Source organism: Bradyrhizobium sp. MI1.4, assembly GCF_055811315.1.
In genome coordinates, this window is the sequence record NZ_JBVVPP010000018.1 from 37,501 (window position 1) to 64,350 (window position 26,850).

Consider the following 26,850-nt stretch of genomic DNA (forward strand, 5'->3'; position numbering starts at 1 on the left):
ATGCTCAGCAACCACACCCACGAACGTCTCGCTGCTCTCGGGCTCGCCGGCATGGCCAAGGCCTTCGACGATCAGCAACGCCAACCGGACGTTACCGCGCTGACCTTCGAGCAGCACCTCGGCCTGATGATCGATCGCGAAGCAACCGAGCGAGAGAACAAAAGGCTCATCGTGCGCCTGAAGTTCGCCTCGCTACGGCAGGCCGCAATCGTCGAAGATGTCGATCTGCGCGCTCCGCGCGGCATCGACCGCGCCTTCTTTGCCAAGCTCGTCGATGGCGATTGGATCAGCCGCAAGCAAAATTTGCTCATCACCGGGCCGACCGGCGTCGGCAAGAGCTGGATCGCCTGCGCACTCGGCCACAAGGCATGCCGCGATAATCGATCCGTCTTATATCATCGCCTGCCAAGGCTGTTCGAAGCTCTTGCGCTCGCCCGCGGGGACGGACGCTATGCGCGGCTCCTCAAGACACTATCGAGGGTCGATTTGCTCATCCTCGATGATTGGGGCCTCGCACCGCTTACCGGCGAGCAGCGTCGCGATCTCCTCGAAGTCGTCGACGATCGACACCAGCGCGGATCGACCATCATCACCAGCCAGGTGCCGATCGAAAATTGGCATGAGGTCATCGCCGACCCGACCATCGCCGACGCCGTCCTGGATCGGCTCGTCCACAATGCTCACCGCCTCACACTCAAGGGAGACAGCATGCGAAAGATCACTGCGCAGCGCGCCAATCTTGACGCAGCCAGGAAAACCTGACCCAACTCCTCATGCCGGCAACGACACTCCGGCCGCCTTCGTCGGAACAGGTGGCCGCCTTCGATCGGAATGCATGGTCGCGTTCAATCGGAATCCCTGGCCGCAATCCCCGGAATCCGCACATGTACCAAGATGCGCCTGCTCGGTTCGGTCTAATGCTCGGCTTCGGCGGCTTTTCCGTCGCGGAATTGCAGGCGGCCGCAGTCCGCCTGAAAGGTGTCCTTGAGGCATCGGTCCGCGCGAACAGAAAGGCCAAACTGTCCAAGCGCCCACGGATGGAAACTGCCAGATAATATCTGGATGGCCGCGCTCAGGTCTCTTTCGCGGCAATCGGCGCTCGCCGCGAACTTGAACATTGGGTTGGGTGCTCCGCAGCGCGCCGGGAAGACGCGCACTGATCTCCAGTTTTTGAGTCCAACTACAGCTTTCGCCAGCGGCAGACGATCGTAGGGCGAATGAGATTATCCATGCTTGCGCAGGGCCGCCGATGGGTTTGGCCCCGTCATACCCGAGGATCACAAGTAGGTCGTTGCGCCACGATTTCTCCGAGCATGTCGCTCCGTCGGATATGAGTCAGGCCTGCTCCGCTTTGGCCACAGCGGCGGCCAGCATTGCATCGCCGATCACATCCTTTCCCTGGGCCTTGAGCGCGTTCCCTGCACCGAGAATGTCCCGGACCTCTTTATTCTGACTAAGCTTCGACTTGCCAACGATTCGTGTGATCTCGATCTCGATTCCGACGATCATCTTGAGCATCATATCGATGTAGTCCTTGGGGCTGTCAGTCATCTTCCAAGGATCGGCCTGCTTCGCCTCATGGATGCGCGTCAGCCGCGCGACCATGCCACGAACGTAACGCTCATCGTCGCGGATTGTCACGCGTCCGTACACATGAGCCACCATATAGTTCCAGGACGGGACCTGCTTCTTGAACTCGACCTTGCTCGGATACCAGTTCGGCGCGATGTAGGCATCCCCGGCGCGGAATACGATCAGCACCTCGTTTCCCGTCGCGATATCCTGCCAAATGGGATTTGCGCGAGCCACATGTGAATGAAGCACGCCCTGCTGCCCTTCCTTCGCATGCAACTCGAAAGGCAGGTGATTTGCGTCGAGCCCGCTCTTCCCGTTAGTAAAGAGGATGCCGAGAGGATTTTTGTTGATGAGATCGTGAAGCGCCTCAGGGCGCGACTCGGCGAAATGTGGGGGGACGTACATGCTAGCTCCCTGGCAATTGATGAATGCCGCGCACGCTGCTCGCAGCATCAACGGGATTTCGTTCAGACCTCGGTCATCTGGAATTCACTCTTGTCTGCGCCGCAATCGGGGCAGATCCACTCGTCGGGGACGTCTTCCCAGCGAGTGCCCGGCGGAATGCCCTCGTCCGGCCATCCCTCCCGCTCGCTGTAAACAACCCCGCAGAGCGCGCACATCCAGGTCTTGTAAACCGGTGCGCCGATCGCTGTGTCAGAGTGCAGGTGAGCGCTTTCATTGCTCATCTCGGTGGCCTATGCTGTGGAGCATTCATGACACCGATGTAGGCTAGAACTGGTTCCTTCCATAGAGCCAGTCTGCGGCATTCTTGCTGTACCAGATTGACGTCCTCTGGTTCTGGTCAAGGCCGTCAACCCGGCAGTAGGAATATCTCTCAGAGTGTCCACGTTCTGTCTGCCCGTGTTGTCGCAAGCGCAGAAGCGTTCACCTTCCTAAAGATCGCCAGAGGCCTATATCTCATCTGGCTCGGGATTAAGGCGTGGCGCGAGACAAGCGTCGATCCGATAGAATTGCAGACAACAGATGCGCATTCTGCTTTTCGCCAGGGCATCGTCATAGAGGCGCTCAACCCCAAGACAGCCGCATGCTTTCTCGTGTTCATCCCGCAACTCGTCGACCCATCTGGGAGTGTCAGCATGCAGTTCATCGTCCTGGGCTCATTTCGCTCGCACTCAACACGAGCGTAGACCTGATTGTGACCTATTGGGGACAGAAGACGAGGGATGGCTTTGCAAAAAAGGCCCTCATTCTTCGTTCAGGCGCGACAGGCATCAGGCGCCATCATCTGCGGGCTGGGGCCAACGCTACTCTTCGCACGGCGCACGAGTTCACGCTGCCGAATTTCCGCGCTCGAATAGCGCGCAGAGTCTCCATTCGGCTACGAAGAACGCCTTGCCATCGGAGGTCCTTGCTTCACCGTGCAACGGGATCACGACCAGCGTCGATGCTGGTTCGACTTCGGCCGCGCTTTGGCCGTCCGGGCCGGCAGAACATGAAGGCGCGCATCAACCGGCTGGGAGCAAGGCCCGCCACTGCAATCCAACGCGCTTGCCTCTGCTGCCTTTTGCTCTCGTGCTGCTGGATCTGGGTACGTGATGAGGACCGAGTTCGTGTCCACGGCCCAGAAATCGTCATCCTTCCTCGTGCTCAAAACGAGGAGTGCAGCCGGGAACGGGTGAGCGATGGCCGCAACGCCCTCCTGCCGGATCTTCAAACATCAGCATCACCCGCCCGAGCCTGAGCACCGTCGGGGTCGTCATCGAGAGCGGCCTCCCATTTCTTGCGGATTAGCGAGAAGGCGTGACATCGCTGGGATTGCCGCTAGTGTTTCGGCAAGCGCATCGCCGCGATGCTTAGATCGGCGCCAACTCGAACCATGTTGCTTCCTAACCATCGCACTGACCACCGGGCGCCTTTGGATAGTGCGGATGCCAACATGCTGAGTCGCGAAGCTGCGTGCGAGGTGGAACGGTTTCTTGATATCGCAATGGCCACAAGGAAACAGCGCTGATTTCCTTGCCGGGCCTCGCCCACGAGATTGGCGTGGGCTCGGTCCAAGTCAACGACGAGGGTCACCGGCTCGGGCTTGGCAGTTTCAAGGCTTTGGGCGGCTCCTATGCCGTCATCCGGCTCGTCTTAGAAGCAGCAACTCCGCGCCTCGGCAGGGCTGTTGACATCTCGGAGCTTCACGCACCTGAGGTGAAGGCCGTAGCACGGGGGATGACGGTATCCTGCGCCAACGGACGGCAATCATGGCAGGTCCGTAGCGCACGCGCTCAGCTCGTGGGGGCGAACTGCGCTATATCCATTCACTCGGGCGTCAGCGATCAGCGTAGCGCAGCAATCGTCCCACATGGCGCGCAGATGATCCGCGTCAGCGGCAACTACGATGACTCCGTTGCCGAAGCATCCCGAGTTGCCGCAGAGAACGGCTGAATCACGGTGTCTGACAGGTCCTGGCCGGGCTATCCCTGGTCTGGTAATGCAGGGATCTCCGCGCTCCTGACTGAAGCACTACGACAGTTGCCCGAACCTCCGACCCACGTCTTCGTCCAGTCAGGAGTCGGTGGACTTGCCGCAGCGGTCTTGGACATTTTTCGGTGTCGTTAGGTGATAGTCGCCCGTCCTTCACGGTTGTCGATCCATCGCGCGCAGCGTGCCTGTTTGAAAGCGCTCGAACCGGGCATTGCGTCAAGGTAGCTCATGGGCAGCCGACAGTGATGGCGATGCTAGAGTGCTACGAACCTTCGCTCGTCGCTTGGCGCATCCTTTCGCGCGCAGCCGACGCTTTTATGATTGTCGATGACGAGGAGGCCGTCGGGGTTATGAACCGTTTGGCCAATCCCCGGGACGGTGATCCGGCTATCGTTGCAGGCGAAAGTGGCGGGGTTGGTCTGGCAGGGTTGCTGAAAGTTGCGGCCGATTCGACCTCGCGCGCTTGACTGGTCTTGAACCTGACGCACGGGTCTTCCTCATCAATACCGAGGGCGCGACGGATCCTGGCGCTTACGAACAGCTCGTGGGTCAGTCTCTGTCGCAAGTGGTCAGGAGAAGCTTGGAGGCCTAGACGCTCATGATCCGCGGCCCGTTCGGTGAACTCGTGACGGGGACGAAAGCCCAAGAGAAGGCCAAGAACGAAGGCATCCAGCGATTGATCCTACGATTGAAATCCGCCGCAGATTTCTGCTTCCAACGAGGCCCGTACGCACGTTTTCGGCACAAAAGGCATGACTTTGCCGTCTTGCCGCAAGACCAAGCGTTATGACTTTGGCGCTTTGCAGTCCAACCGCGTTCGCCTCATCGAATGATACAACAGCTTCGTTTTCTTGTTGATTCGGCACACCGGCTATGAGCCGTTTCATAATTGCGATACAGCTCTCCGAGTAATCTGTCGATATGCGTGGACTCCTGATCGTTCTCACGGCTTTCGCGATCATATTGGCGGCACGCGGCCACCACCAAAGCGCGTTCATGCCGCGCCCGACGGAGCCCATGCCACCCGTCAATGTGCCCTAACACCACGAGGTCTGTCGGGTACGCGGTTGCCTGCGAGCGAACGCAGGGCAGATCGGGCCGGCAACAAGGGACTGCTAGGCTGATTTCGGCGCATTCTTCAGATAGACGACAGCGCGACGTCCCGCAGAGGTCAGCTCCCCCAGAGTCGTTTTTCCCGCCCGTACCGCTTGGATCAGTTGCTCAGCGACATACCGGCGGCTCTCGTGGTCACCGCCATTCGGCAGCCCCGCACAGACCTGATCCAAGACCAGGCCCATGTTCGCTTGAACCTCTCCCGTAAATTCGCTCACGCTCCATCTCTCCTTTCGAGGGATAATGCGATAAGGCTAGTGCCCTCTTTGCACTCGGTATAGCGCACATTTGCCGAGCGGTTAAAAGCCTCTCGCGTGCAGAAGTGAATTCATGGTTTGACGCGGCTTGGTATCCTCGCAATTCGCGCGGCGCTTGCGTTTGAAACGATCGCGCCGCGTTCGAAACGTCTCGTTGCGAGGAGGACGGAATCGTCCCGTACGGCTCGGATTTCCGGGCTCTCGCATTTCCCTGAGCGCCGGGCCGGCCTCATGCGGGCGCTATGGTCCTCACATGGGCGGCCATGGCCCTCTGGTTCGGCGCGGGCGGCCGTTGCGCCGCAGTTCACGCGAGACTGTCGAATCAGCCCGCCCCAGGCGACGTCCAATCTGTTGGATCGATTGGCCCTGCACCTTGAGAGGCGCGATCTCTTCGTGCTCTACCAATGAGAGCTATTGCCCCGAGATCGCCTTTGCCGAAGATCTGAACATCGCTGGTGGCATGTCGCCCGCCTTTGGGAATAATCTGCTTCCGCGGTAGGTCGAGGGGGCGATCGGCAACATCTTGCAGATCGGCTCAACCCCACGCGCCGCACGATCATCGTCGATGCGATCATGGCTTGGACCGGCGGTCGAGCTTCCGCCGTCGCAAAATAAGCGCTTGCCTTGCGCAGGATCTCGTTGGCTGGCGAAGCTCGCGGTTCTTCCGTTCCAGAGCCTTGGGCTTCTCGGCCAGCTCGGTCGGAACGCCGGCCCGCTGCCCACTGTCGATCTCGACCTACTTGACTCAGTCATGCAAGGTCTGCGCGTGCAGCCAATCTTGGCCGCAATGGAAGTCACCGTCGTCCAGCGCGACCTGTGCTCGTTGGCCTGATACAGAGCTATACGACCCCCTCGGGCTCGGGCCTCGGGTGAACATTTCTCGTCGTCTTGCTTGTCATGGCTCCACCTTCTCAAGACTTGGAGCCTCCGCCAAATCCGCGGCGGCGGTTCAGATGGGCGCTCAATCCTGCAAGCGCTCAAACGCGGACGGCACGATTGAGTGAGTTTTGCTGTCAAGATGCTCTGGTCTACTCAGCTTCTGGCGGAGCGATCCGTTTGCAACCACGAGAGCACTAACGAGGATGCCCGCCGGAACGCGGCGAACTGTCGCTCGATCTTGCTGGAAAAGTGCGCTCTGCCACGAGACCGGCAGGAATTACGCGGCTCATTTGAATAGCAATGCCGAGATTGGCCAGAAAGGGAAGCGGAGCGGCGATTGCCGATCTCTATTCCTCGCCGCAGAGGTCGTTCATGGGCAGTCATGATCTTGTCTCCAGCAGTTTCCTCGGGCTGACCGCAGCCGGATTTGCGCTACTCTGCTCGAGCCTGCTTGTCCTCGTCTTCACATGAAGTAAGCCCCCTCGTATGGCCAGTCTCTGGTCATTCAGTTCATCGACTGGACGGACTGCTTCCCTAGACTTTGAACGCTGGCACGGCTCCAGCAGGCCGTGATGAGTATCGTAGCCGCCCGGCCAAAATCCTCGACGCGATAGCGGCCCCTGCCCGCAACCTTCGAAACAACCGTAAGCCCGTCACGCAACGCCGGTGAACTTACCCAGAAAACTGGTCTCCAGAAAGTCATTGTCCTAACCGCCGGCTCTGAACGGCATGACAGTGTTGAAGGTCGGCCGCAGCCGAGACTAACCTGGGATCTGCACCGGCAGTGCGGAATAACCGTGCACAAAATTCGATTGAACTCGCTCCGGTTCGCCGACCACATTTACCTCCAAACATCGATTCAGCATCTCCTCCCACAGGATTTTCAGCTGCAGCTCGGCAAGGCGCCTACCCACGCAGCGATGAATCCCAAATCCGAAAGAGAGATGTTGCCGTACATTTTCCCGATCGATGATGAAGCTGTTGGCTCTCGCAATGACCTCGTCATCTCGGTTGCCAGAGATGTACCACATCACAACTTTGTCGCCTCGCCTGATTCGCTTGTGGCCTATCATGAAATCGTCCACAGCGGTCCGGCGCATGTGTGCAATGGGGGTTTGGTATCGTATAATCTCGGATACCGCGCCGGACACCAGCGAAGCATCATCCCGGAGTTTTCGCATTTCGGATGGATTTTGACTCATGAACAAGACGCCCCCGGTAATTGAGTTGCGCGTAGTATCGTTACCTCCAACAATCAGCAGAATGAGGTTGCCCAGGAACTCGCGGGGCTCCATGTTTCGGGTCGCCGGTGAATGCGCCATCATCGAGATCAGGTCACCGCGCGGCTCGCAATTGACCCGTTCGCTCCAAAGCCGCGTAAAATAGTCCAGGCACTCCGACAGCACCACCTTTCGCTTTTCCCAGCTGTCGATCTGGTCGCCCATTTGTGGAGTCAAGGCAGCTACGTCCGACCAGTAGGTCAGCAACCACCGATCCTGAAATGGAAAATCGAACAGCGTGGCCAGCATTTGAGTCGTCAACTCGATCGAGACCCTGTCGACCCAGTTGAAGGTATCGTTGCGCGGCAAACCGTCCAAAATCTTCTGAACCCGCGAGCGGATCAAGCCTTCAAGATTTGCCAAGTTCTCCGATGCCGCTATCGGACTGATAGTCTTACGTTGCGGAGCATGGAGAGGAGGATTCATTTTGATAAAACTGGGGGTCCAATACTCCTCCGGCGGGTCGACTATTGTGACGCTTCGCTCTGATGAGAATGTTGTGTGATTTGAGTCCACGGCTATGATGTCGCGGTATTTTGTTATCGACCAATATGGTCCGTATGGGCTGTTTTCGCAATAATGAACGGGATCTTCCCTTCGCAGCCGCTCGAAATAAGGCCAAACGGTATCATCCTCGAAGCGCTTGGGTTCGCTTACATCAAGGCGGCTCAGCGGGATATCAGTGCTCTCGCAGGCGCTTTCTGTCGATAACGCTGTCATGATTGTCTCGCTGACATTGGCTTGCACTTTTGCTGGATCAGCTGAGTGCGCTGTCTAGAGTTCGGGGGAAGCGCGCTCGAAACACGACGAGCTTGGGCGGTGCACTAACGATGTGTCACGCATGATCATGGCTGGACTTCGCGCGAGGTCCGAAATCTGAAATCATGTTACGGACTTTGGTTTGGTCCCCGTCAACGAAGAATAATGGAAAGGCGAGCGAAGCTCCCCTATCAGGATTGGGAGGCGCGCGAACGCGCCCTTTGTGGTAGTCAACATCAAGCCGCAAGCACTCGCAGCTGTGGCACCCAGCCGGTTATCGTCATTTTCTCGGGCAGGCAGGCCCTTTGCCACTCGACCACTTACATTGCCGAGGCGACGGACGTCCGAACTGGCAACAAAGTATCTTCCATGCGCTGGAATAGAAGAGAATTGGCACAGCTGAAACAGCTCTGGTCTGAGGGACAGAGTGCCGCGCAGATCGCGGGTCATCTCGAGTGCAGTCGCAACGCCGTTTGCGGCAGGCCGACTCTGTTGGGTCTCACTCGAGGTCACAAGCCACCAACAGCACAAAAGCCAAGATTAGATCGGTGCCCAAGCGGAGGGCCGACGTTGATGGCTGCCCGCCGCGATCGCGTCCGAAAGAAGCTGCTGCAATAGGCGCTAAAAACGCGGCCTCAGGAAATGAGCAAGCGGCAGCTTTACGGAATCCTAGCTGAGGCGGTCAGGAATACCGTCTAGAGCTATCGGCGCCGCGATCTCCCGGGTCTAGGCCGCCGTAGTCGGTTCATTCGGGCTATTTGGTTTCGCGATTTGTGCCTATCCGACGAACAGTGGCGTCCAGTAGAACGTTCGCGGCAGGAGGGCTCGATCGTACATCAAGTCATCCAATCTCAAGAGGCCGGATGCGCTGAATTGGAGAGAAGAGAGCGTTCTGCTTATTGAGTTTTCCGGGTATGCGTTTTGGGGAAGCGCCCGCCGTCCTAGTTTGCGCGGTGTTCGGAACTTTCGGCACACCGCGCCCAACGAACTACACGAGACCGGGTGAAGCCGCTTGATCCTCAACCACTTTCGATATCTGCGACAGGCGTGTGGAGAGCTGGACTGGGACTGAACACTCGGCAAATCATCGAGGTACGACGTTTCCGGGGGTGAGCCCGGTGGCCCTCCGACTGTGATCGGACCTTCTGGGTTTAGACGAAGGCGCGAGTTTCCTCGCCGGCTTCGATAGGTTTGAGCTGACGGCGGAGATGAAACGGAAGAAGGTGAAGCGGTGAGTACCAGATAGCTCCACTATTCGATCTTCGCCTGTTCTCCCGAAAGAACCTCCGATAGAATCGCCTGTCGTCGGGCGGCGCTATGCTTAGCGTTGGAGCGGCTTGACGAGCTGCCCTCGCGGGATATTGCCTGACGTCGTTTAAAAGGTCGGCTCCTGCGGTGCGCAGACACACGAAAACGGCTACCACCAACGTAGGTGCCTTGACGTCTGCGCAAAACCGGCGGCGCCTCTGAGGCGGCCGGCTGTTCAATTGCACCCATCCGTTCTCGCTCACCTACCCGGCTCATTTCGTCACGCCAGCTGCGCGAGAGCCGCCGATAGGAGAGTTTCGCTCGTAGCGATATTGCCGCCGAGTAACGGACGCATGAAAGGACTTCTTCTGCGAGGGATCCATGAAGACGCCCACCGACAATCCCTTCATTGGCGAATTTCACTACATAGTCGTCCGTTAAGAAGCCGAATTGAGCGGGAGCGGACAGGCAAGCGTATGCGATAGCTGGATCAGGAAGAGGCACAAGAGTTCTCTGAGCCAGGCGAGGATACGGCGGAAGTTGTGGCCGACTGCTGAGAGCACGACGTTGGCGGCGTCGCCGGCGCGGCCTTTGAGATAGCAGCGGCCAAGGTGACCTTCGGTCTTCAGATGTCCGATGATGGGCTCGATGGCGGAGCGGCGCCGGAGCTCGCGCTTGATGGCGCCGAACACGCCGCGCTTCTGGCCCGAAATGAAGACGCGACGGGGATTTTGCGTGTCGTGGCCGCGATATCCCTTGTCGACATAGGCCCGCTCGATCGGACAGCCAGTGAGCGCCTCGGTGCGGTCGATGACGTCCCGCAGGGTATGACCGTCGTAGGGATTATCGGGCAGCGACCTGGCGTGCAGTACGAACAGGCCACCGGGCGCCCGGCGGTTGTTGGTGACGATGGAGGCCTTCACGCCGAACTCGTAAGGCGCGGCGGCCTTGCCTTTGCCGATGCATTCCACCTCCGGGGCATGGAAGGAATAAAGCTTCCAGCCGCGCTGGCGCTGCTGCTGCGAGCGGATTTGCACGGCCCGGCCAAGCGGGAGGGCGAATGCCTCCTCCAGTGCCGGCTGGCCCTCGATCTTGCGGCGGATGTCGCGGATGATGCGGCCGAGCCGGCTGCGCAGAATGCGCAACTGCCGCTGATGCCGGCTGAACTGTTTGGCATGGGCGTAGCGGCCCGCCATCATCGCGGCGGCCTTGGCCACACGAGAATAGGATTGCCGCAGCCTGACGGCGTGCCTTCTCGCCAGGCGGTTGAGCCCCTTGATAGCCGCATGGAGCAGCTTGGCATCGGTCGGAAAGGTGATGGCCTTCGGCTGCACCGTGGTGTCGACGGTGACGCGCTTGAGGTCCTGGCCGCGTAACGCGCCGGCCTCGTGCGCCACCCGCAGGCTCTCCGCCAGCAGCAGCTCCAACTTGTCGCCGAGCCGCTTGCGCCAATGGCTCAGGTCCGAGCGCTCGTGCGGGAAGGCATGCTGAAAGAACTCTTGCCCGGTGAAGAACTGGAAATACGGGTCGTGAACCCAGCGCTCGCAAACGCCCTCATCGGACAGCCCGTAAGTGTGCTTGAGCAACAGCAGCCCGATCATGAACCGGGTCTCGATCCCGGGCCGGCCATTCTCGCTGTAGAGCGGCGCGACCTCGCCGTCGATCCAGTCCCAATCGATCTTGCCGGCGAGCTGAACCAGCTCGTGCTTCATGTTGATGATCTGGTCCAGCCGCGCCCGGAACAGATCGTTCGATCCCGTCGTCCTGTGCTTCTTCGGTCGCATCGGCCCCTCCGATGCACCACAGAATCATGGTCCGCAGCGAAAGGGAATCCACAAACGACAATTGCAAGGTTTGGGGGCCTCAAGCCCCCAATCCCTGCAATCTCAAATGCCGCCGCAACCGGAAAACTGACTCCTGCTCAATCGCTTAGAGCCTTGTTCACGGACGACTACATACCGGGACGGAGCCAAGCGGACCCATTATTCCTGGACCGATGGGGAATACGCCACGCAGAATCAACTACCAACCTTGTCAGTTGACGGAGAATACGGGACCGCATCAATGTTGGTCATTGAACCTCGCACGAGTCAAATCGTGGAGCAGTTCGAGGTCTAGCAGCTTAAACGGCCCTGGTGGGTGTCTCGTTGCCGAAGATCAAAGATTATCAAGGCGGACGAACTGGGGACCCCGCCGTGGCTGTGTTGATTCGAGTATCTCGCTTGCAGAACTTGTTCTCTGTGTCCGAGGGGAGCGGATCGTCATCCGACAGCGCGCTTCTTCCGCAGATCGGCCGTCACGCAAGCTCCCAATTGCCTAGCGACAGTCCCGATCGCCCTTGGCAAGCAAAGGGATGCAGGACAATTCGCTTGCGACGTAAAACTTCGTAAACATGGGATAACAATCCTTGCAGACCTCGATCTTAAGCACGTATTACGATGCTCGCCTTCCTTGGTACACCATCTATCCAACTGTAGCCCAGTTCTCCAAAGCAGTCGGCGGCGACGCCTGTGAGAGATGGCTGCAGCAGCTGCCGCTTGACCAATCGGTGTCGCTCTATTTCCACATTCCGTTCTGTCGATCGATTTGCTGGTATTGTGGCTTCGCTCGAAGCATCACTCGCCGGCATTCTCCTATCCTCGACTTTTTGGGGGTTCTTCGTAAGGAGATCGATTTGGTCGCGGCGCAGGTTGCGCAACCGCTGCCTGTGAGCGACGTCCACTTCGGCGGTGGAACGCCGACCCTCATCGAGCCAACGGAATTCTGCCGGTTGATGGGGCTTCTGCGCCGACGCTTTGCGATTTCGAACACGGCCGCCATTGCTGTTGAGATCGACCCGCGCACGTTCACGCTCGCCACATGCGAAGGATTGGCGGCTGCCGGCGTGAACCGCGCGAGCCTCGGCGTCCAGAGCTTCGATCCAATTGTCCAAAAAGCCATCAACCGGGTCCAGAGTGAGGCACAAACAGAGCGCGTTGTCCAGGCGCTGCGGCAGCATGGAATCATGCGCGTCAACTTCGACCTCATCTACGGGCTGCCAAGTCAGACGGTGCAGTCCTGCGTTCAGACCGCGACAACGGCGCTGGCCATGCGACCAGACCGGCTTGCGGTATTCGGCTACGCGCACGTTCCTTCCTTCAAGAAGAATCAGCGCCTGATCGACGAGGCAGCGCTGCCAGACAGCCATGCCCGTGCAGAACAAGCAGCCGCGATGGCCAATACACTGACTGCAGCGGGCTACCGCCAGATCGGACTCGACCATTTCGCCTTGCCGCACGATGAGCTCGCGCTGGCGCAGAAAGCCGGTCGCCTGCGGCGGAATTCACTCGGTTACTCCGCCGACACCTGCAATAAAGTGATCGGCTTCGGACCGTCGGCGATCGGCCGGCTTGGCGAGGGTTACGTCCAGAACGAAGTTACAGCGGGTTCCTACAGCGGCCAAATCAACGCCGGCCGTCTGGCGACGTCAAAGGGCTACTGTCTCAGCCTTGAAGACCGCGTCCGGGCCGCGATCATTGAGCGGCTAATGTGCGATTTCGAGGTGGACGTGCCGGCAATTTGCGCTGCTCATGGATTTGACCCGATCGGCTTGCTCGGTTCAGGCGAACGCTTGGCAATGCTCGCTGAGGATGGGATCGTCGAAATGGAAAAGGGATTCCTTCGCGTGAGGCCGGAGCATCGTTTTCTCACCCGGGCTGTGGCAGCCGCATTCGATTGTTACTTTCGCGCCCCCTCTGTTCAGACCAGCCAACGCAATGATTGGATGAAATGAATCACGTTTTGCTGCACGCGGCAGGAAGCCTGAGGAATGCGTTCGCTCATCTGGCACACTCACAACCAGCTCCAAATCGATCAACGACGCCGTGCGAAGCTGTGCGGCGGAGAGTCGCCCTGACCCGCGCCGCGAAGACAAGCTGGACGCACTGCTGCCGGGAATTGGACGCCCCGACAACAACGCTCCTCGCTCAAGCAGCGTGACCCTACATCTCGACAAGTTTCATCCCATCACCGCCATTAGCCGTGTAGCCAAGGATCTCGATGGGGACGACGACTGGTTGCGCGACGCCGCCAACCAACTGGAGATCGAGAACTGATCATCTTATGTCGTCGAGATGATGACATCTCGACGTTTAGGGACTTCCGGATCGAAAACCCTGATCGAGCTCGTCCGGATGGACAAGGACATCTGACCCTTGGCTCCGGCGGTGGCAGCCGAAATCATGCGTGATACGGCGCAAAGGATATTCGAGCGCCACAACTACAACCAGATCCGGCGGGATCACGGTCTTCGAAAAGATCGTTCCCTGTAAGAGCTTCGCGCGACGTGGATCGAAGCAAACGCCTAGAATTCACCCGCCGACGCTGCGATACCGATCGGCCGGGAACGCCGGGGCTGTGGAGTCGAGCGACACATTAGCTACGATTCACGCAGCGACAGCCGACCTCCCGCTCAGTCAACTACCAAACCTAGCAATTGATGGAGACGACGGACACATGCCAGTCAGTGGCGGTGAAATTCGCTCGGGCCACATAAGAAGTCGCCGCGCGGTTTCATCGATCAATGGAGCTGATGAATGTCTTGCCTCGTCGTCCCCAGGTATCAAACTGTCTCCAATCGTGCCCTCCATTTTCCTCTAAGAGCCACTCGAGGGTTTGTGGCGGCGAGCTTACGGGCCGCCAAGGATGTTAGCCCCTTCTGCCTGCCCGTGCTTCATCCCATCGACCGAGCAGCGAGCGGCGTTTCTTGGATCGGGCGTGTTGTTCTGCGAGCCCCGCTATTGCCGCTGCTCTCTGTTGAAAACTATTCTCCTTCGTTTTGGCAGCGGGTTTGTCGCAAGGTTCCTGGGCTCCGTGTATCGGCCACCAATCTCTTGCTAGCGAACGCGCACACGGAGCAGCCCGTTAATGTCTCGACACCCTCCAGCAGAAGCTCGCCTTGATTAGCGATCGAGCGACTGGGTTGTTTTGCGCTGTGTACCCACACGTAGGCCAAGCGGCGCCGCTGCGGTGATAGCGCGCAAGGTGGGTCTCGCTGACATAGAGAGGCCGCCCGGTGTCAAGCGTCTCCCACCACATTGAGGGACAAGATTTGACATCCGCTCTAAGGCCGTCAGGTGGAAGTGCACTTTATTCAAATCGATGAGCGCGAAACTCACCATGCATCGTTGCGTTATAACGCCGCTATCCACGCAAGCATACCTGGCTGGCGTCGTTGCTTTCATGTCTGGACCAACTGCGAAGCCAGGAGGTCGTATTGTCCTTTGTCTGATAGCTAGTCTCGCCAGCAGTTCGGCGGCGCCGAGTCGCGAGATCTCTGGCCCAAGAAGCCCCAGCCCCGATGAGCTCGATGAGGCAACAAGCAGAACAATTTCGGATCCGGCCATCACATTCCGAAGCGGGCGGCCCAAGGGAGCAGCGCGCCTTTCTAGGAGCTCCTTGCCAAAAACAGCTTCGACCACAATTAAGCGCGACGTTGCCATGGAGACGGCCAAGAGCAGAATTGAAAAGCCGATCGACCCATTCGCAAAATTCGAGAAGCTTCGCGAAAGAGGTGGCGCTTTCACTGCTCCTGGTCCTGCGGACACGATAGATCAGGATACAGCTTCTCTCAGATCCCAATTTTCGGATCTCGGGATTGGATTTGCTGGCTGGACGCTAAACACGTTTGTCGACAATGAACTCGGCAATGCCGCCAGAAGCACCATCGCCAATCAGCAATATGTCGGCCAGAATCCGACATTTAGTACGGTCAACTCTATGATCGTTACTTATGACCTCGCTCGGCTTGGAATTCCCGATGGTCAGATCGTGGTCGGAGCCGAGCATCAACACTGGACATGGCAGAGCGCTGGGCCAGATCGGCTGGGCCTCAATGCAGTTTCTTACTATCAAACGTTATTCGACAGAAGGATCGAACTCAAAGTGGGCTACCTCAGGAACCAACATGAGTTTGCGGGCGCTGGAGACAAAGTGTTCGGACCCTCATCGAAAATGCTGTTCCAAGCTGGCATGAGCAACAATTGGGCGCCAACGCCGGCTCTTAATCTGAAGTACAATTTTGATGATCGCCTATATAACAAGCTCTCAATCCAGCGCTCGGTCAGTCCAGCAGGACAATATGCGCATGTAAGCGAGAATCCCACTGGCTTGAACTGGAGCACGCGCGACGCAGGCATTCTTTTGCTTGATGAGCTTTCCTACAGGAACAAGCCTACTCCGGGTGTAATGGAGACTTGGCTGCGGGCTGGCGCGGGCTTCAACAACAGCCGCTACACGGACCTGCAGCATCCGACAGAAGCGACGACCAAGGCCAACAGCGTCTACTATGTAGGTGCGGACAGGCAATTCTGGCAGTCTGCCGTCCACGGCTCGGCATCTCGCGGAGTCTATGGCGGGCTCTCTGCAATGTATGCTCCGGCTGACCTAAATAGAGCTAGTCAATACTACGAGATTCGCCTTTATGCGAAGGGCCTATTGGACAGCCGGCCCACAGATCAGATGAGTCTTGTTGTCAGCAATACCATCTGGAGCCATGTCGCGGTGGACGCTGCACTGGCAAAAGAACAGCTGGCGCACCGTGACAGTACTGCTATTTCAGGACTGTACACGGCGCATCTGGCGCCGGGGATATATACAACCGTAGGACTGACCTACATCAATCACCCGACAAGCATTACCTACACACCGCAAACCGGACACGCCCTGAATATGTTAGTATCTACGTCGGTATTCTTCTAAGGGCTCAGGACTGGGCGTGAATTCACCGGCATGTAGTCGAAATCACAATCGTTCCCTTTCAACGGCTTGGGCCGGTCATCGCGGCGTTTTGCTATCTCTGTGCTCCTGGCGCGAGGCCGGGTACCGCGTGAATTTAGGCATGTCCAAGGTAGCCTGCTGTTGGGAATGGTAGCTTGGAGCCTTTGCTGACTCGGTCTACGAGCGATAGACTGGCGCCGTATCGCGCAAAAGTCGTATCCTCTTGCGGAGCGACATTGTTTCACGTTAGCTGCTCCTGCAGCTCGTCAGACTCGCGTCCGAGCTCTTACTCTGCCATGACAACGCCGAAATCGTGCCCTCGGAGATTCCCGCGACGAGACTTGGTAAGTGGAACCGCGACACAGATGCCAAAATTCAGCCAGCTCCGGCAATCGCGCTCTGTCTGTCCGACGGTCGTGCCGTCGTCCGAAAGGCGATGCGCAAGGTCGGCGGAAACGCACCCCCTTCCGTGGGAAAGTCAACCGGACGCGGCCGGATGACTCGCGCCACTCGGCGCTGAATCATTTTCGGCCGGACGAGATGAGCTTGAGCATCTTACTTCAGCAAGTAGGTCGCCTCCCGGGTCTGCGCGCGGGTTAGCTCCTCCCATCCAATTGCGCGTGGCGTTCTGCTCGGCTTAACTTCTCTTCGCAAACATCTATTCGCGCGAACATGCGACAAGGCCAGTGCAATTATGTGAATTTGCCGCGCACTGCTAGGCAACTTTCGTGGACGGGTGCTTCGTCATCTTGAGGCGCGTCACACTGCATCGACCATCGACACTGACGGGCGCGTCACCATCGAGTGTGGCACGATGAACGACGCGATGCTGGTCACCGTAATCGTTAAGGGCATAATGCTGTGTTGCGCGATTGTCCCAAATCGCGACATCGCCTTCTTTCCAGGTCCAGCGCACGGTATTTTCGGGCGCCGTGATATAGGACTGGAATAGTTGAAACAGCTTCTGGCTGTCGCGTTTTGGGATATCAATAAACCTTTGCACCAGATCGCCGAGCACCAGCGCGCGCTCGCCGGTCTCGGGATGTACACGGACCACCGGATGCTCCGTCTCATAGATTGTTTTGGTAAAGACCTCATCAAAATGCTTCTGATCGATGTCGCGAACACGGCAGGTCCCGGCGTAGTCGAAGGCGTTGCTGTGAACGGTCCAGAGTTCGTCGGCAAGCCGTTGGAGCGGCCGCGGCAGATCGAGGTAGGCCGCCACAGTATTCGACCAAATCGTATCGCCGCCGGACGATGGGATCACAATAGCTCGCAGCACCGCAGCTTTGGGATAAGCCGCTAGAAAGGTTCCATCGGTGTGCCATACATCGGCTCGGCTACCTCCACGCGCGGAATCAAGCTCGAGGATCGAGGTCGTTCCATTGATCGTACCGAGTGTGGGATGCGGCACCAGCTTTCCCAAACAAGCGGCAAAGCGCTCCTGCTCCGCGTCATCAAGATGCCGCTGATCGCGGAAGAAGATCACTTTATGTTCGAGCAGCAGGCTATTGATTGCAGCGACGGTTTGGCTCGGCAAATCACCCGAAAGTTTGATATCTCTGATTTCAACACCGATGCGCGCGGCGCGCTTGACGATGTCGGTCGCTGGAATGACACGCTCGGTCGAAGCCGTTTCTTTCATTGCAATTTTTTCCAAGTTTTGCGGATTGTTCAAGCAGACGAGGGTGCATCTCACTCGCTTTCGATGACGAACCTCGCGCTGCGGGTACTCTTGAGCAAGCACCATGCCAGTCGGACACGAGCTGTGAACGTCAGGTTGATGATCCGAACAGCTTGCCAGGAGCTCGATGGCACCTCCAATCCTCTTGCAATCCGAACCCGCAAATACACCAGAGGTGAAAACTCTGAGGCTAGCGCCCCGGTCCGGGGCGAAAGGCACGCAACACCGAGAGGAATTGTACCGGTCGGTACCCGAACAGAAACGCGCCATACGGCCTTCGTGCAACTTTGAGCAGCGAGCCGTGCGTGCCGTTCTCGTCCAGTATGGCACCTGCCCAACTGTTTGCAGCAATCGGCCAAATACGGGCCGCGTCTGCGAACGAGCCATCACCGGCTCTGAAGGTGTCCGGGACCTGCCCTGGCCGCGATCACTACCGGCTTCATCCGCTGGAAATGGAAGAGGAATAGATGACCTTGGAAGAGACCCAAACGATTGAACTACGGTTTCATCCAGGCGAAAGCCATTGACCCGCGGCACTGGGATCGCGATGTTCTCGATGCACCGACGTCCGAGGGCGGTGAGGCAGATGCTCGGCATTGTCCCCGTGGCTTTGCCTAAGACGGCAAAGATATGTCCACTACCGGTCGTTATAGGTGTTTCAATGTTGTCGAAGTAATTACCCTCGACGAGTGCTTGCACAGATGATCCAGCAACCACTGCATGGAAAACTCCGCAGCTGTGTTGCGCATCCGTGTTGTGGAAGTAATTGTTAACGAGATGGATAATGGCCTGCGCACCGTCAATGTGCGGCGCCCGCCCCGAGATCTCATGAAAATAGTTATTTGCGATAGTGATCGTCTCCGGGACACCAAGAAACAGGAGGTTCCAATAGTGTTTCCCGTTAGAATAGGAGGAATAGACATCGCTGCCATCGAAGTCGTTCCAGGAAAGCGTAATATTCGTCGTGGGGAAAAAGCCGCCGACAATCATCTGACGCCCGATATTGTGAAATCGGTTGTGATCGATCCACACCAGGTCGGCTCGTGCAATTGCAATAGCATCACCGGCAAATATCACGCCTTCATTGATATCACTGATGGTCAGGTTGCGAATAACGACGTTGCTGACCCCACCCCTTCACTTTGATTGTAGCGGCCGAGCCAATGCCGATCACCGTTTTGTTTGAGCCAATTTCCAGCGGGCGCTTGCCGGCCCTGTCGAATGCGACCGACGTCTTCTCCTTGCCATCGCAATGCGCGTCGTTTCCATCGATAAGAAGAAGGGACTCACGCTTGTAAGGTGCCGAACAGGCACGGCCGTATTGGGACCCTTGCCCTTCGCCTCGCCCCTCCGTACCGGTAAAGTCTATGGTTCCGATTACCTGGATCTCGCGCGAACTATCGTCATTGCACTGGCCGAAGCTGTACCACCGACATAACTCATAATTCAGAGCTTGGTTGATCTGACTTGAACTATCTCGCCTCCCAGCCCGCCCGTCGCTGCAGAGCCAAAGCCCATGATGGCCTCCGATCGCACATCGTTCGGTCCGAGGAGGGACGAGACGCCGAGGACGGCAGCAAGTCCGCAGAGCACGCGCAACGAACGCTTGATGTGCTCCATCGTGTGTCTCATAGGCATATGATGCTCTCTCTTACCTCCGCAATTCCGCACGACAACCTGAATTTTCGAGCCGAAATGCTGAACTAGACGGGGCCATCAGCATGCGGCGTTAACGCCATTAGATCGTCGTCAATAAGGCAGGCTGGTAACATCGGAAGCATGCTAAACAACGGTCGAGGTGTGCAGCCGCAGGCACCGTGCCAGATGAAATCGACCTGGGTAGCCATTGAGCGGCTCACGACTGATGAAAACAGCGGTCGATGCTTCGAGAACGCGGTCAGAATGAAAGCAACATCTTATCCCACGTTTCACCGTAACGCGCACGGCTCGAAGGCAACGGCTGGACCAGCTTGCAACCGCGCTTTTTGATTTGCGCCTTCGACGCTTGATGGGCTAGCTGCCCTCAGGGACCAGCACGCCCCGGAATGAAACTACCAAACCTGGCTGTTCCTGCGATCCCGAATGAGGCGTACCGCAGTTCAAATCATGAGACGCCCGGCTTCCGTCGGGCTGCCTGGGAGCTTCACTGATGTACACGCCGTCCTGCTTCCAACTTCTCGATATCGCCGACCTTCAACGGACAATGCGCGAGGCACGGACAGCGACACTGGTCACCGCCACTCACGAGGGGCTTGTTGGAACGATGCTGCCCGTAGTACTCGACGAGAGCGCAGGCTCGATGGGCACGATTTACGCGCACGTGGCGCGTGCTAATCCGCAGTGGAAGCTGACACCAACCGGCGAGGCGATGGCAATTTTCGCTGGGGCGGAGGCCTATATCAGCCCTTCATGGTACGTGACCAAACACGAGAGAGGCGAGGCCGTACCAACGTGGAACTATGTCGCTGTGCATGCCTACGGACCAGTTGAGTTCTTCGAGGATTCCGATCGGCTCCGCGAGGTAGTCACGCGGCTGACTGATGTACATGAGCGCTCAAGCAAAGACCGCTGGGCGGTCTCGGACGCACCTGCCGATTTCATCAAAGCGGAGCTCGAGGGGATTATCGGCCTGCGATTGCAAATTACACGGCTAGATGGCACACGGAAGATGAGCCAGAACCGCAATGCCGCGGATCGCGCCGGCGTCATCGAGGGCTTATCCAAGAGCGACCGTGAGGAAGACCGTCGTGCAGCTCACCTCATTCCGAAAGGATGACGAACCCGATCGACGTATTGTAAACGCCCCGGTGTCACGTGGATTTCCTCCACTTCCTCGGCTGCTCTCCTTCTGCAAAACCACGCGCAGGCGGCGGGTTTCTGCTCCCGGCAGGTGCTTTACACAGCACAGGAACGCGCGGCGTCCGCGAGCGGCAACCGCGGACGCCCAAGCCGCTAGGCCAACTCCAGCTTTTATGGCGTGCAAGTCTCGAGAGATTTACAAAGAGCCCTCCAGGCGTCTGGAATCTGACATTGCGGTCAGATTGCAGATTCTCTGACAGTCCACGACAATCTGCGGTCGCGCACACTCCCGATGGGCAGCAAGAAACGCGAATGTCTCACATTTGCAAGGTCGCGCAGCTCACTTCTGTCACAATGATAGGGGCTCCCGGACCACCCTGCTCGACCTCGAATTCGGCCTAAGACGTTCAAGAGACCTGTTTCGCCTGATCGACGCCCTCCGGCGCAACGGGAATACTGAACTGAAAGACGGCCCCGTGAGGATCATTGGCGCCCGCCCACATCCGGCCCCCATGCGCCTCAATAATGGAATGGCAAATGGCCAGCCCCATGCCCATGCCTTCTGACTTGGTGGTGTAGAACGCCTCGAACATTCGGTCTGCGCTGTTTGGATCGAGTCCTGGACCTGTATCCCGAAAGCTGACCAATACATTATTCGAGCCATCTGTGCGCGTCGTGATCAGTAATTCGCGTTCGCCTTCGTTGATGTCGCTCATAGCCTCGATGGCATTCGTGATCAGATTGAGAATCACCTGCCGTACCTGAACGCGATCTGCCCGAACGAGCGGCAAAGCCTCAGGCCGTCGGGTTTGCACCCACACGTCATTTTGTGCAAGTTCCGCGCGGACTAGGGCCAACACCTCTAAGATCAATTCGTCAATTGCAAGAAGCTCGGTTTGCATGGGCGCTTTGTTCATAAGAGCGCGGATCCGACGGATCACGTTTCCTGCGCGCATACTGTCACGAACAATCAAACCGAAGGTCTGCCGAACCTCTTCCAGATTTGGCGGTTGAGCACCGAGCCAATTTAGCCCCGCCCCCGCATTACTGCTGATCGCGGCAATCGGCTGGTTCACCTCATGCGCGATCGAGGCGGCCAGATGTCCCATTGTCGTGATCCGATTGGCATGTGCAAGGCCCATCAGAGTCTCGCGATAGCGCCGTTCGCTTTCGCGGGCCTCCGCTTCCGCTCTCTTTCGTTCTGTCAGGTCCAGGACGAAGCCAACACCTTGGTCCTCTCGCGCATCGAACACGGCGAGGCCAATGAGCACTGGCACGCGACTGCCATCCTTCCGAACATACTCTTTCTCGAACTGCTGAACAGCTCCGGTCCTTTTTGCTTCTGTGTGAGCATCCATTGTGCGCTCGTGCCATTCTGGAGGCGTCAGATCGAGACCGTTCACTCGGCCTGCGAGGAGATCTTCTTGCTCGTATCCAACCATCGTGAGGAAGGCTTGATTTGCTTCGAAGATCTCGCCACCTTCGTGAATGATAAAGATTCCGATGATGTTAGCGTCGAGCAAGCGCCGGATTTTCGCCTCCCGTTGCTGAACTTCGCTGTACAACCGGCTGTTTTCGAGCGCTGTTGCAGCTTGAGAGGCAAGCATTTTCTGCATTGATGTTCGGGCAGCCGAGAATATGCGCGGGGCGAGATTATTCTCCAGATAAAGTACGCCGATCAGCTTGCCCTGCGTGATGAGTGGCAGGCAAAGAATAGAACGCGCTTTGCGCTCGCGGATATAAGGATCTTCGGCAAATGAAGGCTGGACGACAGCATCTTCGAGAACCACGTTTTCGCGGACACGTAGCACGAAATGCAGCACGGATTCGGGAAGAGCCATCGGAGTTACGGGCTGTTCATCCACCTTTATAACGAGCGCATCTGCTACCGTTTTGCCTTCCGCTTCGATCCGTGGCTCGTCGCCATGCAGCAGAATCAACACACCTCTTTCGGCGCCGGCCTGCTCAATGGTAGTCCGCATAAGCTTGTCAATTAGCTTCTGAAGCACAATCTCGCCGGAAATCGCCTGCGACACTTTGATCACCGTCGCCAGATCAAGTTGCTCAACCGGAGCTCCGATCGTCATGCCATTCACGGCAAGCGGGGGCTCCTGATGCATGAGATGCGGATGCAGCTCCTCGAGTTGACGCACCTTACCATCCGCTCCCCAACGAAGGTAGCCGCGCCGCGCGTCCTGCAGGTAAACCCGGGAGATCCTGGCAAAACCGCGTGCAGCATAAAAGCGCGCTGCAAGTTCACAAGCGATCCCCTCGTGGTGGGGGAAACCGTTACGTCCTGCGGTTTGGATTGAGTGTTCGTACAGTCGCATTGCGTCTGCATCCCGGCATTCTAACCTCGCAATTTCAGCGCCGACCAAGGCAGCCCGATTCTCGAAGTTGTCGGGGCAATTCGTCGCCCATGTCTGCAGTTGCCTGTAATGAGCATCAATGACATCTCGGTGTGGCTGTTGTTCGCCTTCGCCCAGCCTGTCGCAATAACACGAGTGAGACAGCGCACCATAAAAGTGAAACTCCGCGGTCAAGGGCTCTGTTGGTATGGTCCATAGTTTGGGCTCGGCCTTCGAGCGAGCCTCAACAGCCGCAGCATAATCGCCGGATAGGAAGCGCGCCTGAAGTTTGCGGATCCAGTAAACGGTTTCGCTAGGTGACTCCGGACTTCCTGCCAACGATCGTTCAACGTCTAGCTCGTCAAATTTTTGGTCGTCGAAGCAACCGAGCGAGCGCGTGAGGCCGCGCATGGTTCTGACGATTGCGAGCTGAGCGGCTACCGCCTCAGCAGCAAATTGTACCTTTCTGTTCCGGATCGTAGCAGCGCTTTTCTCTAACTCGTTCTGTACCTCTTTCAGGTGATCTCCGGCCATCATCATACTTCCGGTTAGATGGACCGAACTGTACGCCTCATAGATGACATCACCGCTACTGACCGCGGCTTCGAGGGCTCGCCGGATCAAAACTCGGCCGTCTCTAAGCGGCTTCGTCCACGGGATCACGGTGGCTCCGACGGCCAAATAGACGTGAGCCCGAAAACGAGAGAACTCGCCGCGATCAGCCAGATCGCAAGCAAGACGACCAAATTTATCGGCCGCTTGGTAGTCACCGAAGCGTCCGGCCGAGATTCGGCCTAACCATGCGTAATGGGCGCAGGAAGCATCAGTGTTGCCGTATTCGAGGCTGATGCTGACCGCTCGGCAGATCACTAAAGCGGATAAATTGGCGTCTGTGAAACCTGCAGCCGGAAGAATCCGCGTCAACACGGCGAGCGTGGCAAGCTTGGCCTGGTCTGTCATTCGAGGCAAACCAGCAAGATCCTCGATTGCGTCGGGCAGCTGTGACCACATCCGCTGATATTCGGCCAGCATTTCATCGTCCGTCGGACGCTGCGACCACTCGATCCCGACGTCGCGAAGATATTCGAGACCTATGAGCACTGCCCGGCCGTGCTGACCCAGCGTCAAGTAAAGATCGACCCGCAAACATGCGACCGTTGCTCGTTGTGGCCCGTTCAAAGCTCGCTTCGACAGTGCGGACAAGAGACGCTCTGCAATCTCCAGCTGGCCTACCAAGAATTCGCATTCGGCCCGGCTGGTCTCGAGTGCGAACGCGAGCTCGCGGCGCCTTTGCCAAAAATTGGGCGCGAGCAGCGCAGCACCGACGGTGAAATATGTTAGCGCCGAGGCGTAGGCCGCCGAGGCCTTGGCACGCTGCCCTGCGATCAAGTTCAACTCGGCGAGCTGCTCTCGCTCCTGACCGGAAGCGATGAGCGCTACGCCTCGATTGAGCTGACTGACAATGTCGAAGATGGCCTCTTCGCGTTTGTGCGCAGGGATGTGTGCCGCGAGCATCCGACCGATCCGCAGATGGGAAGGAGCGCGCGAGGATTCCGGCATCAGCAAGTAGGCCGCCTCTTGAACGCGATCGTGGACAAAGCGGTAGGCTGTCCCATGCCGCACGATCAGTTCCTGCCGGATTGCCGGCCACACGGTCGCGTGCACTTGCTCCTCTGGAATTTCGAGCACAATCGCAAGCTCCGCCGTCCCGGCGATGTTGCCGAAACAGGCCAGCTGTTGCAGCGCTTCCTGCGTTTCCTTGGGCAGCCGGATGAGCTTGCCGAGCATCAGATCGACGACGTTCTCGGTGTACGCTTTTGCGTGAATTCGCTGCAGATCCCAACGCCAGCGCGCCGACACGTGATCGAACGTCAACAGCTGCTCTCCGGCTAGTTCAGACAAGAATTGAACGGCGAAGAACGGATTGCCCATCGTCTTCTGATGCACCAACTTCGCAAGCGGGGCAGCGCGTTTTGGTCCGCAGCGAAGGGTATGCGCGACCAACTGCCCGACGTCGTCTGCGCTGAGCGGCGATAGCGTGATCTCCTGTAGATTTAGGCCGGCTCTCCCGATGGACTCGAGCTTGCGTTTGAGCGGATGATCTGCATCAACTTCGTTGCTGCGGTAAGCTCCAATAAGCAGCAGGTGCAGATCCGGCTGGGTCAGCAGATCCTCGATCAGGTCGAGTGTTGCGGCGTCATACCACTGCAAATCATCGAGGAAGAGCACCAATGGATGGGTTCGCCGGGCGAACACGCCAATAAAGCGACGAAACACGAGCTGGAAACGGATTTGCGCTTGGCGGGCTGGAAGCTCAGCAACCGCGGGCTGCTCGCCGATAACCAGGCTCAAATCGGGGATCAATTCGACCATCAGCCGTCCATTCCCACCGAGCGCCTCCCGGAACGCCTGCCGCCAAGTTGCGAGTTCGCCCTCACTTTTGCTGAGAAGAGGACGCACAAGGCTCTGAAAGGTCTGCACTAGTGTCGCATATGGCACATCGCGCTTCACTTGGTCGAATTTGCCTGATGCCAAGAGCCCGCGATAGGGCACGAGTACTTTGTGTAGCTCCTGGACGAGCGAAGACTTACCGATGCCGGAATAACCGGCAACCAGCACCAACCTCGGCGCGCCGCTCTTCACCGCTCGATCGAAAGAGCCAAGCAAGGTCTCGATCTCGCGGGCTCTCCCATAGAGCTTCTCGGGGACGATCAACCGATCAGGTGTGTCGTCTGCGCCAAGTTCAAAAGGCTCGATGCGACCATGGTTGGCCCATGCTGCCAGACAGTGTTGCAGATCGTGTTCAAGGCCAGCGGCAGTCTGGTAGCGTTCCTCGGCGGTTTTCGCGAGGAGTTTCATCACAATGTGAGAGATTGGCTCCGGGACATTTTGCGATTTCTCGAGGGGCGGTGTTGCTTTTCTTGCAATATGACAATGAATCCACTCCAACGGGTCTGAGCCCGTGAACGGCAGCGCGCCGGTCAGCATCTGGTAGAATATCACGCCAAGTGAATAGAGATCACTGCGAGAGTCGACTGAGCGATTCATTCGTCCGGTCTGTTCGGGCGCCATGTAGGGCAGCGAGCCGGCGATGAACTCGGCAGGCTCAGGCGGCACCCGCTCGCGGGAAAGCCGGGACGCCAGCCCGAACCCGGTGAGTCGCACTTGTTCGTCAGGACAATTGACCAGAATGTGACCGGGTTTCAGGTCCTTGTGGATTAAGCCGCGGCGGTGAAGCTTGCCCACGGACCTCGTGACACCGATAGCAAGGCGCAGGAAGCGCTGAGGCTCCATGCCGACTCCAACTAAGTTTAGCAGCGGCTCCCCGCATGGATCCTCCAGGACCAGCATGGTACGACCAGCTTCCCGGATGAGTTCCAGAGGCCGCACCGCCCATGCCTCATCTAGCTCCTCTCTCAGCTCATACTCGTGGGCGAGGCACTCGATCGTGGCGGGGTGTTCCGCGGTGGGCCGCACGAGAAGCACGACAGCCTTGCTGCCGTTGATTTGCCGCCACGCACGGCAGAACACACGACCTCCGTCCCTCCACAGGGGCTGGATGTCGTTGTCGAGATTTGAGCCGAACACAGTTCGGCTGGGAGGGTCGCGCGGCATTTGCCTGACCAGACTAAGAAGACGCGAGCCAAAATCTGACACATAAGGGGCGCCCTTGTGAAGGAACTTCGCAAAATTTGCCGCAGGTCCGGATCAAGGAC

18 protein-coding genes, 2 pseudogenes and 1 other annotated feature are annotated in these 26,850 nt (G+C 58.0%); of the genes and pseudogenes, 10 read left to right on the top strand and 10 right to left on the bottom strand.

The features are described 5' to 3' along the window. Window positions 1-762 carry an IS21-like element helper ATPase IstB gene (gene istB / locus AC0L23_RS21005; protein WP_473357388.1) on the top strand — a complete coding sequence of 254 codons (762 nt, stop codon included), beginning with the start codon at window positions 1-3 and terminating at the stop codon, window positions 760-762. Window positions 763-914: 152 nt separating this feature from the next. Here istB and AC0L23_RS21010 read toward each other — a convergent pair whose 3' ends face one another. From AC0L23_RS21010 to AC0L23_RS21020, 3 genes are all read right to left on the bottom strand, one after another. After that, window positions 915-1,118, bottom strand: a complete 204-nt coding sequence (locus tag AC0L23_RS21010) for a hypothetical protein (protein WP_473357389.1) — start codon at window positions 1,116-1,118, stop codon at window positions 915-917. Between the two features lie 217 nt (window positions 1,119-1,335). Then, window positions 1,336-1,980, bottom strand: coding sequence for an FMN-binding negative transcriptional regulator (locus AC0L23_RS21015; protein WP_473357390.1), 645 nt, complete (start codon window positions 1,978-1,980; stop codon window positions 1,336-1,338). A gap of 62 nt (window positions 1,981-2,042) precedes the next feature. After that, window positions 2,043-2,261: a rubredoxin gene (locus tag AC0L23_RS21020; protein ID WP_007600162.1), complete on the bottom strand. Its 219-nt coding sequence runs from the start codon at window positions 2,259-2,261 to the stop codon at window positions 2,043-2,045. Window positions 2,262-2,357: 96 nt separating this feature from the next. On the opposite strand from AC0L23_RS21020, the gene AC0L23_RS21025 reads away from it, so the two are divergent. The 3 genes from AC0L23_RS21025 (at window position 2,358) to AC0L23_RS21035 (ending at window position 4,478) form a co-directional block, all read left to right on the top strand. Then, window positions 2,358-2,723 carry a LysE family translocator gene (locus tag AC0L23_RS21025; RefSeq protein WP_473357391.1) on the top strand — a complete coding sequence of 122 codons (366 nt, stop codon included), beginning with the start codon at window positions 2,358-2,360 and terminating at the stop codon, window positions 2,721-2,723. Between the two features lie 856 nt (window positions 2,724-3,579). Further along, on the top strand, window positions 3,580-3,972 hold the full coding sequence (locus tag AC0L23_RS21030; RefSeq protein ID WP_473357392.1) for a hypothetical protein: 393 nt from the start codon (window positions 3,580-3,582) through the stop codon (window positions 3,970-3,972). 164 nt (window positions 3,973-4,136) lie between these two features. After that, window positions 4,137-4,478 carry a pyridoxal-phosphate dependent enzyme gene (locus AC0L23_RS21035; RefSeq protein ID WP_473254494.1) on the top strand — a complete coding sequence of 114 codons (342 nt, stop codon included), beginning with the start codon at window positions 4,137-4,139 and terminating at the stop codon, window positions 4,476-4,478. A 648-nt stretch (window positions 4,479-5,126) separates the two neighbouring features. Here the strand turns inward: AC0L23_RS21035 and AC0L23_RS21040 are convergent. The 4 genes and pseudogenes from AC0L23_RS21040 to AC0L23_RS21055 all read right to left on the bottom strand — a co-directional run bounded on the left by AC0L23_RS21040 (window position 5,127) and on the right by AC0L23_RS21055 (window position 8,260). Next, window positions 5,127-5,342 carry a hypothetical protein gene (locus AC0L23_RS21040; protein WP_085348737.1) on the bottom strand — a complete coding sequence of 72 codons (216 nt, stop codon included), beginning with the start codon at window positions 5,340-5,342 and terminating at the stop codon, window positions 5,127-5,129. A 318-nt stretch (window positions 5,343-5,660) separates the two neighbouring features. Continuing rightward, window positions 5,661-5,873: pseudogene (locus tag AC0L23_RS21045) on the bottom strand (helix-turn-helix domain-containing protein); the annotation flags it as partial. A 3-nt stretch (window positions 5,874-5,876) separates the two neighbouring features. Further along, window positions 5,877-6,296: pseudogene (locus AC0L23_RS21050) on the bottom strand (IS3 family transposase); the annotation flags it as partial. After that, window positions 5,886-5,999 (bottom strand) — a sequence feature (AL1L pseudoknot). It overlaps the preceding pseudogene by 114 nt. A 725-nt stretch (window positions 6,297-7,021) precedes the next feature. Beyond that, complete coding sequence (locus tag AC0L23_RS21055; protein ID WP_473357393.1) at window positions 7,022-8,260, bottom strand: cytochrome P450; 1,239 nt, start codon at window positions 8,258-8,260, stop codon at window positions 7,022-7,024. A 408-nt stretch (window positions 8,261-8,668) separates the two neighbouring features. On the opposite strand from AC0L23_RS21055, the gene AC0L23_RS21060 reads away from it, so the two are divergent. After that, a complete protein-coding gene (locus AC0L23_RS21060; protein WP_473357424.1) occupies window positions 8,669-8,917 on the top strand; it encodes a GcrA family cell cycle regulator in 249 nt (82 codons plus the stop codon). A gap of 1,067 nt (window positions 8,918-9,984) precedes the next feature. Here AC0L23_RS21060 and AC0L23_RS21065 read toward each other — a convergent pair. Next, the gene (locus tag AC0L23_RS21065; protein WP_473357394.1) at window positions 9,985-11,331 is read right to left on the bottom strand and encodes an IS5 family transposase; all 1,347 of its coding nucleotides are present in this window, start codon (window positions 11,329-11,331) and stop codon (window positions 9,985-9,987) included. A 623-nt stretch (window positions 11,332-11,954) separates the two neighbouring features. Between AC0L23_RS21065 and hemN the strand changes: the two genes are divergently transcribed. The 3 genes from hemN (at window position 11,955) to AC0L23_RS21080 (ending at window position 16,285) form a co-directional block, all read left to right on the top strand. After that, window positions 11,955-13,319, top strand: coding sequence for an oxygen-independent coproporphyrinogen III oxidase (hemN, locus tag AC0L23_RS21070; RefSeq protein ID WP_473357395.1), 1,365 nt, complete (start codon window positions 11,955-11,957; stop codon window positions 13,317-13,319). 91 nt (window positions 13,320-13,410) lie between these two features. Next, the gene (locus AC0L23_RS21075; RefSeq protein WP_157158633.1) at window positions 13,411-13,641 is read left to right on the top strand and encodes a hypothetical protein; all 231 of its coding nucleotides are present in this window, start codon (window positions 13,411-13,413) and stop codon (window positions 13,639-13,641) included. A gap of 1,342 nt (window positions 13,642-14,983) precedes the next feature. After that, window positions 14,984-16,285, top strand: coding sequence for a carbohydrate porin (locus AC0L23_RS21080; RefSeq protein WP_473357396.1), 1,302 nt, complete (start codon window positions 14,984-14,986; stop codon window positions 16,283-16,285). A 733-nt stretch (window positions 16,286-17,018) separates the two neighbouring features. Here AC0L23_RS21080 and AC0L23_RS21085 read toward each other — a convergent pair. Continuing rightward, window positions 17,019-17,948 carry a TauD/TfdA dioxygenase family protein gene (locus AC0L23_RS21085; RefSeq protein WP_473357397.1) on the bottom strand — a complete coding sequence of 310 codons (930 nt, stop codon included), beginning with the start codon at window positions 17,946-17,948 and terminating at the stop codon, window positions 17,019-17,021. Between the two features lie 759 nt (window positions 17,949-18,707). On the opposite strand from AC0L23_RS21085, the gene AC0L23_RS21090 reads away from it, so the two are divergent. Together AC0L23_RS21090 and AC0L23_RS21095 are read left to right on the top strand one after the other, a co-directional pair. Beyond that, window positions 18,708-19,133, top strand: coding sequence for a hypothetical protein (locus AC0L23_RS21090; protein ID WP_473266373.1), 426 nt, complete (start codon window positions 18,708-18,710; stop codon window positions 19,131-19,133). Window positions 19,134-20,136: 1,003 nt separating this feature from the next. Next, complete coding sequence (locus tag AC0L23_RS21095) at window positions 20,137-20,763, top strand: FMN-binding negative transcriptional regulator (RefSeq protein ID WP_473357398.1); 627 nt, start codon at window positions 20,137-20,139, stop codon at window positions 20,761-20,763. Window positions 20,764-21,193: 430 nt separating this feature from the next. Here the strand turns inward: AC0L23_RS21095 and AC0L23_RS21100 are convergent, their stop codons facing one another. Then, on the bottom strand, window positions 21,194-26,749 hold the full coding sequence (locus AC0L23_RS21100) for a trifunctional serine/threonine-protein kinase/ATP-binding protein/sensor histidine kinase (protein ID WP_473357399.1): 5,556 nt from the start codon (window positions 26,747-26,749) through the stop codon (window positions 21,194-21,196). Between the last annotated feature and the right edge of the window lie 101 nt (window positions 26,750-26,850).

Excerpts from the sequence above, each read along its gene's own strand:
- AC0L23_RS21015 (WP_473357390.1), bottom strand. The coding sequence starts at position 1,980 with ATGTACGTCCCCCCACATTTCGCCGAGTCGCGCCCTGAGGCGCTTCAC.
- AC0L23_RS21055 (WP_473357393.1), bottom strand. The coding sequence starts at position 8,260 with ATGACAGCGTTATCGACAGAAAGCGCCTGCGAGAGCACTGATATCCCG.
- AC0L23_RS21060 (WP_473357424.1), top strand. The coding sequence starts at position 8,669 with ATGCGCTGGAATAGAAGAGAATTGGCACAGCTGAAACAGCTCTGGTCT.
- AC0L23_RS21020 (WP_007600162.1), bottom strand. The coding sequence starts at position 2,261 with ATGAGCAATGAAAGCGCTCACCTGCACTCTGACACAGCGATCGGCGCA.
- AC0L23_RS21065 (WP_473357394.1), bottom strand. The coding sequence starts at position 11,331 with ATGCGACCGAAGAAGCACAGGACGACGGGATCGAACGATCTGTTCCGG.
- AC0L23_RS21100 (WP_473357399.1), bottom strand. The coding sequence starts at position 26,749 with ATGCCGCGCGACCCTCCCAGCCGAACTGTGTTCGGCTCAAATCTCGAC.
- istB (WP_473357388.1), top strand. The coding sequence starts at position 1 with ATGCTCAGCAACCACACCCACGAACGTCTCGCTGCTCTCGGGCTCGCC.
- AC0L23_RS21010 (WP_473357389.1), bottom strand. The coding sequence starts at position 1,118 with ATGTTCAAGTTCGCGGCGAGCGCCGATTGCCGCGAAAGAGACCTGAGC.
- AC0L23_RS21095 (WP_473357398.1), top strand. The coding sequence starts at position 20,137 with ATGTACACGCCGTCCTGCTTCCAACTTCTCGATATCGCCGACCTTCAA.
- AC0L23_RS21085 (WP_473357397.1), bottom strand. The coding sequence starts at position 17,948 with ATGAAAGAAACGGCTTCGACCGAGCGTGTCATTCCAGCGACCGACATC.
- AC0L23_RS21090 (WP_473266373.1), top strand. The coding sequence starts at position 18,708 with ATGGAAAACTCCGCAGCTGTGTTGCGCATCCGTGTTGTGGAAGTAATT.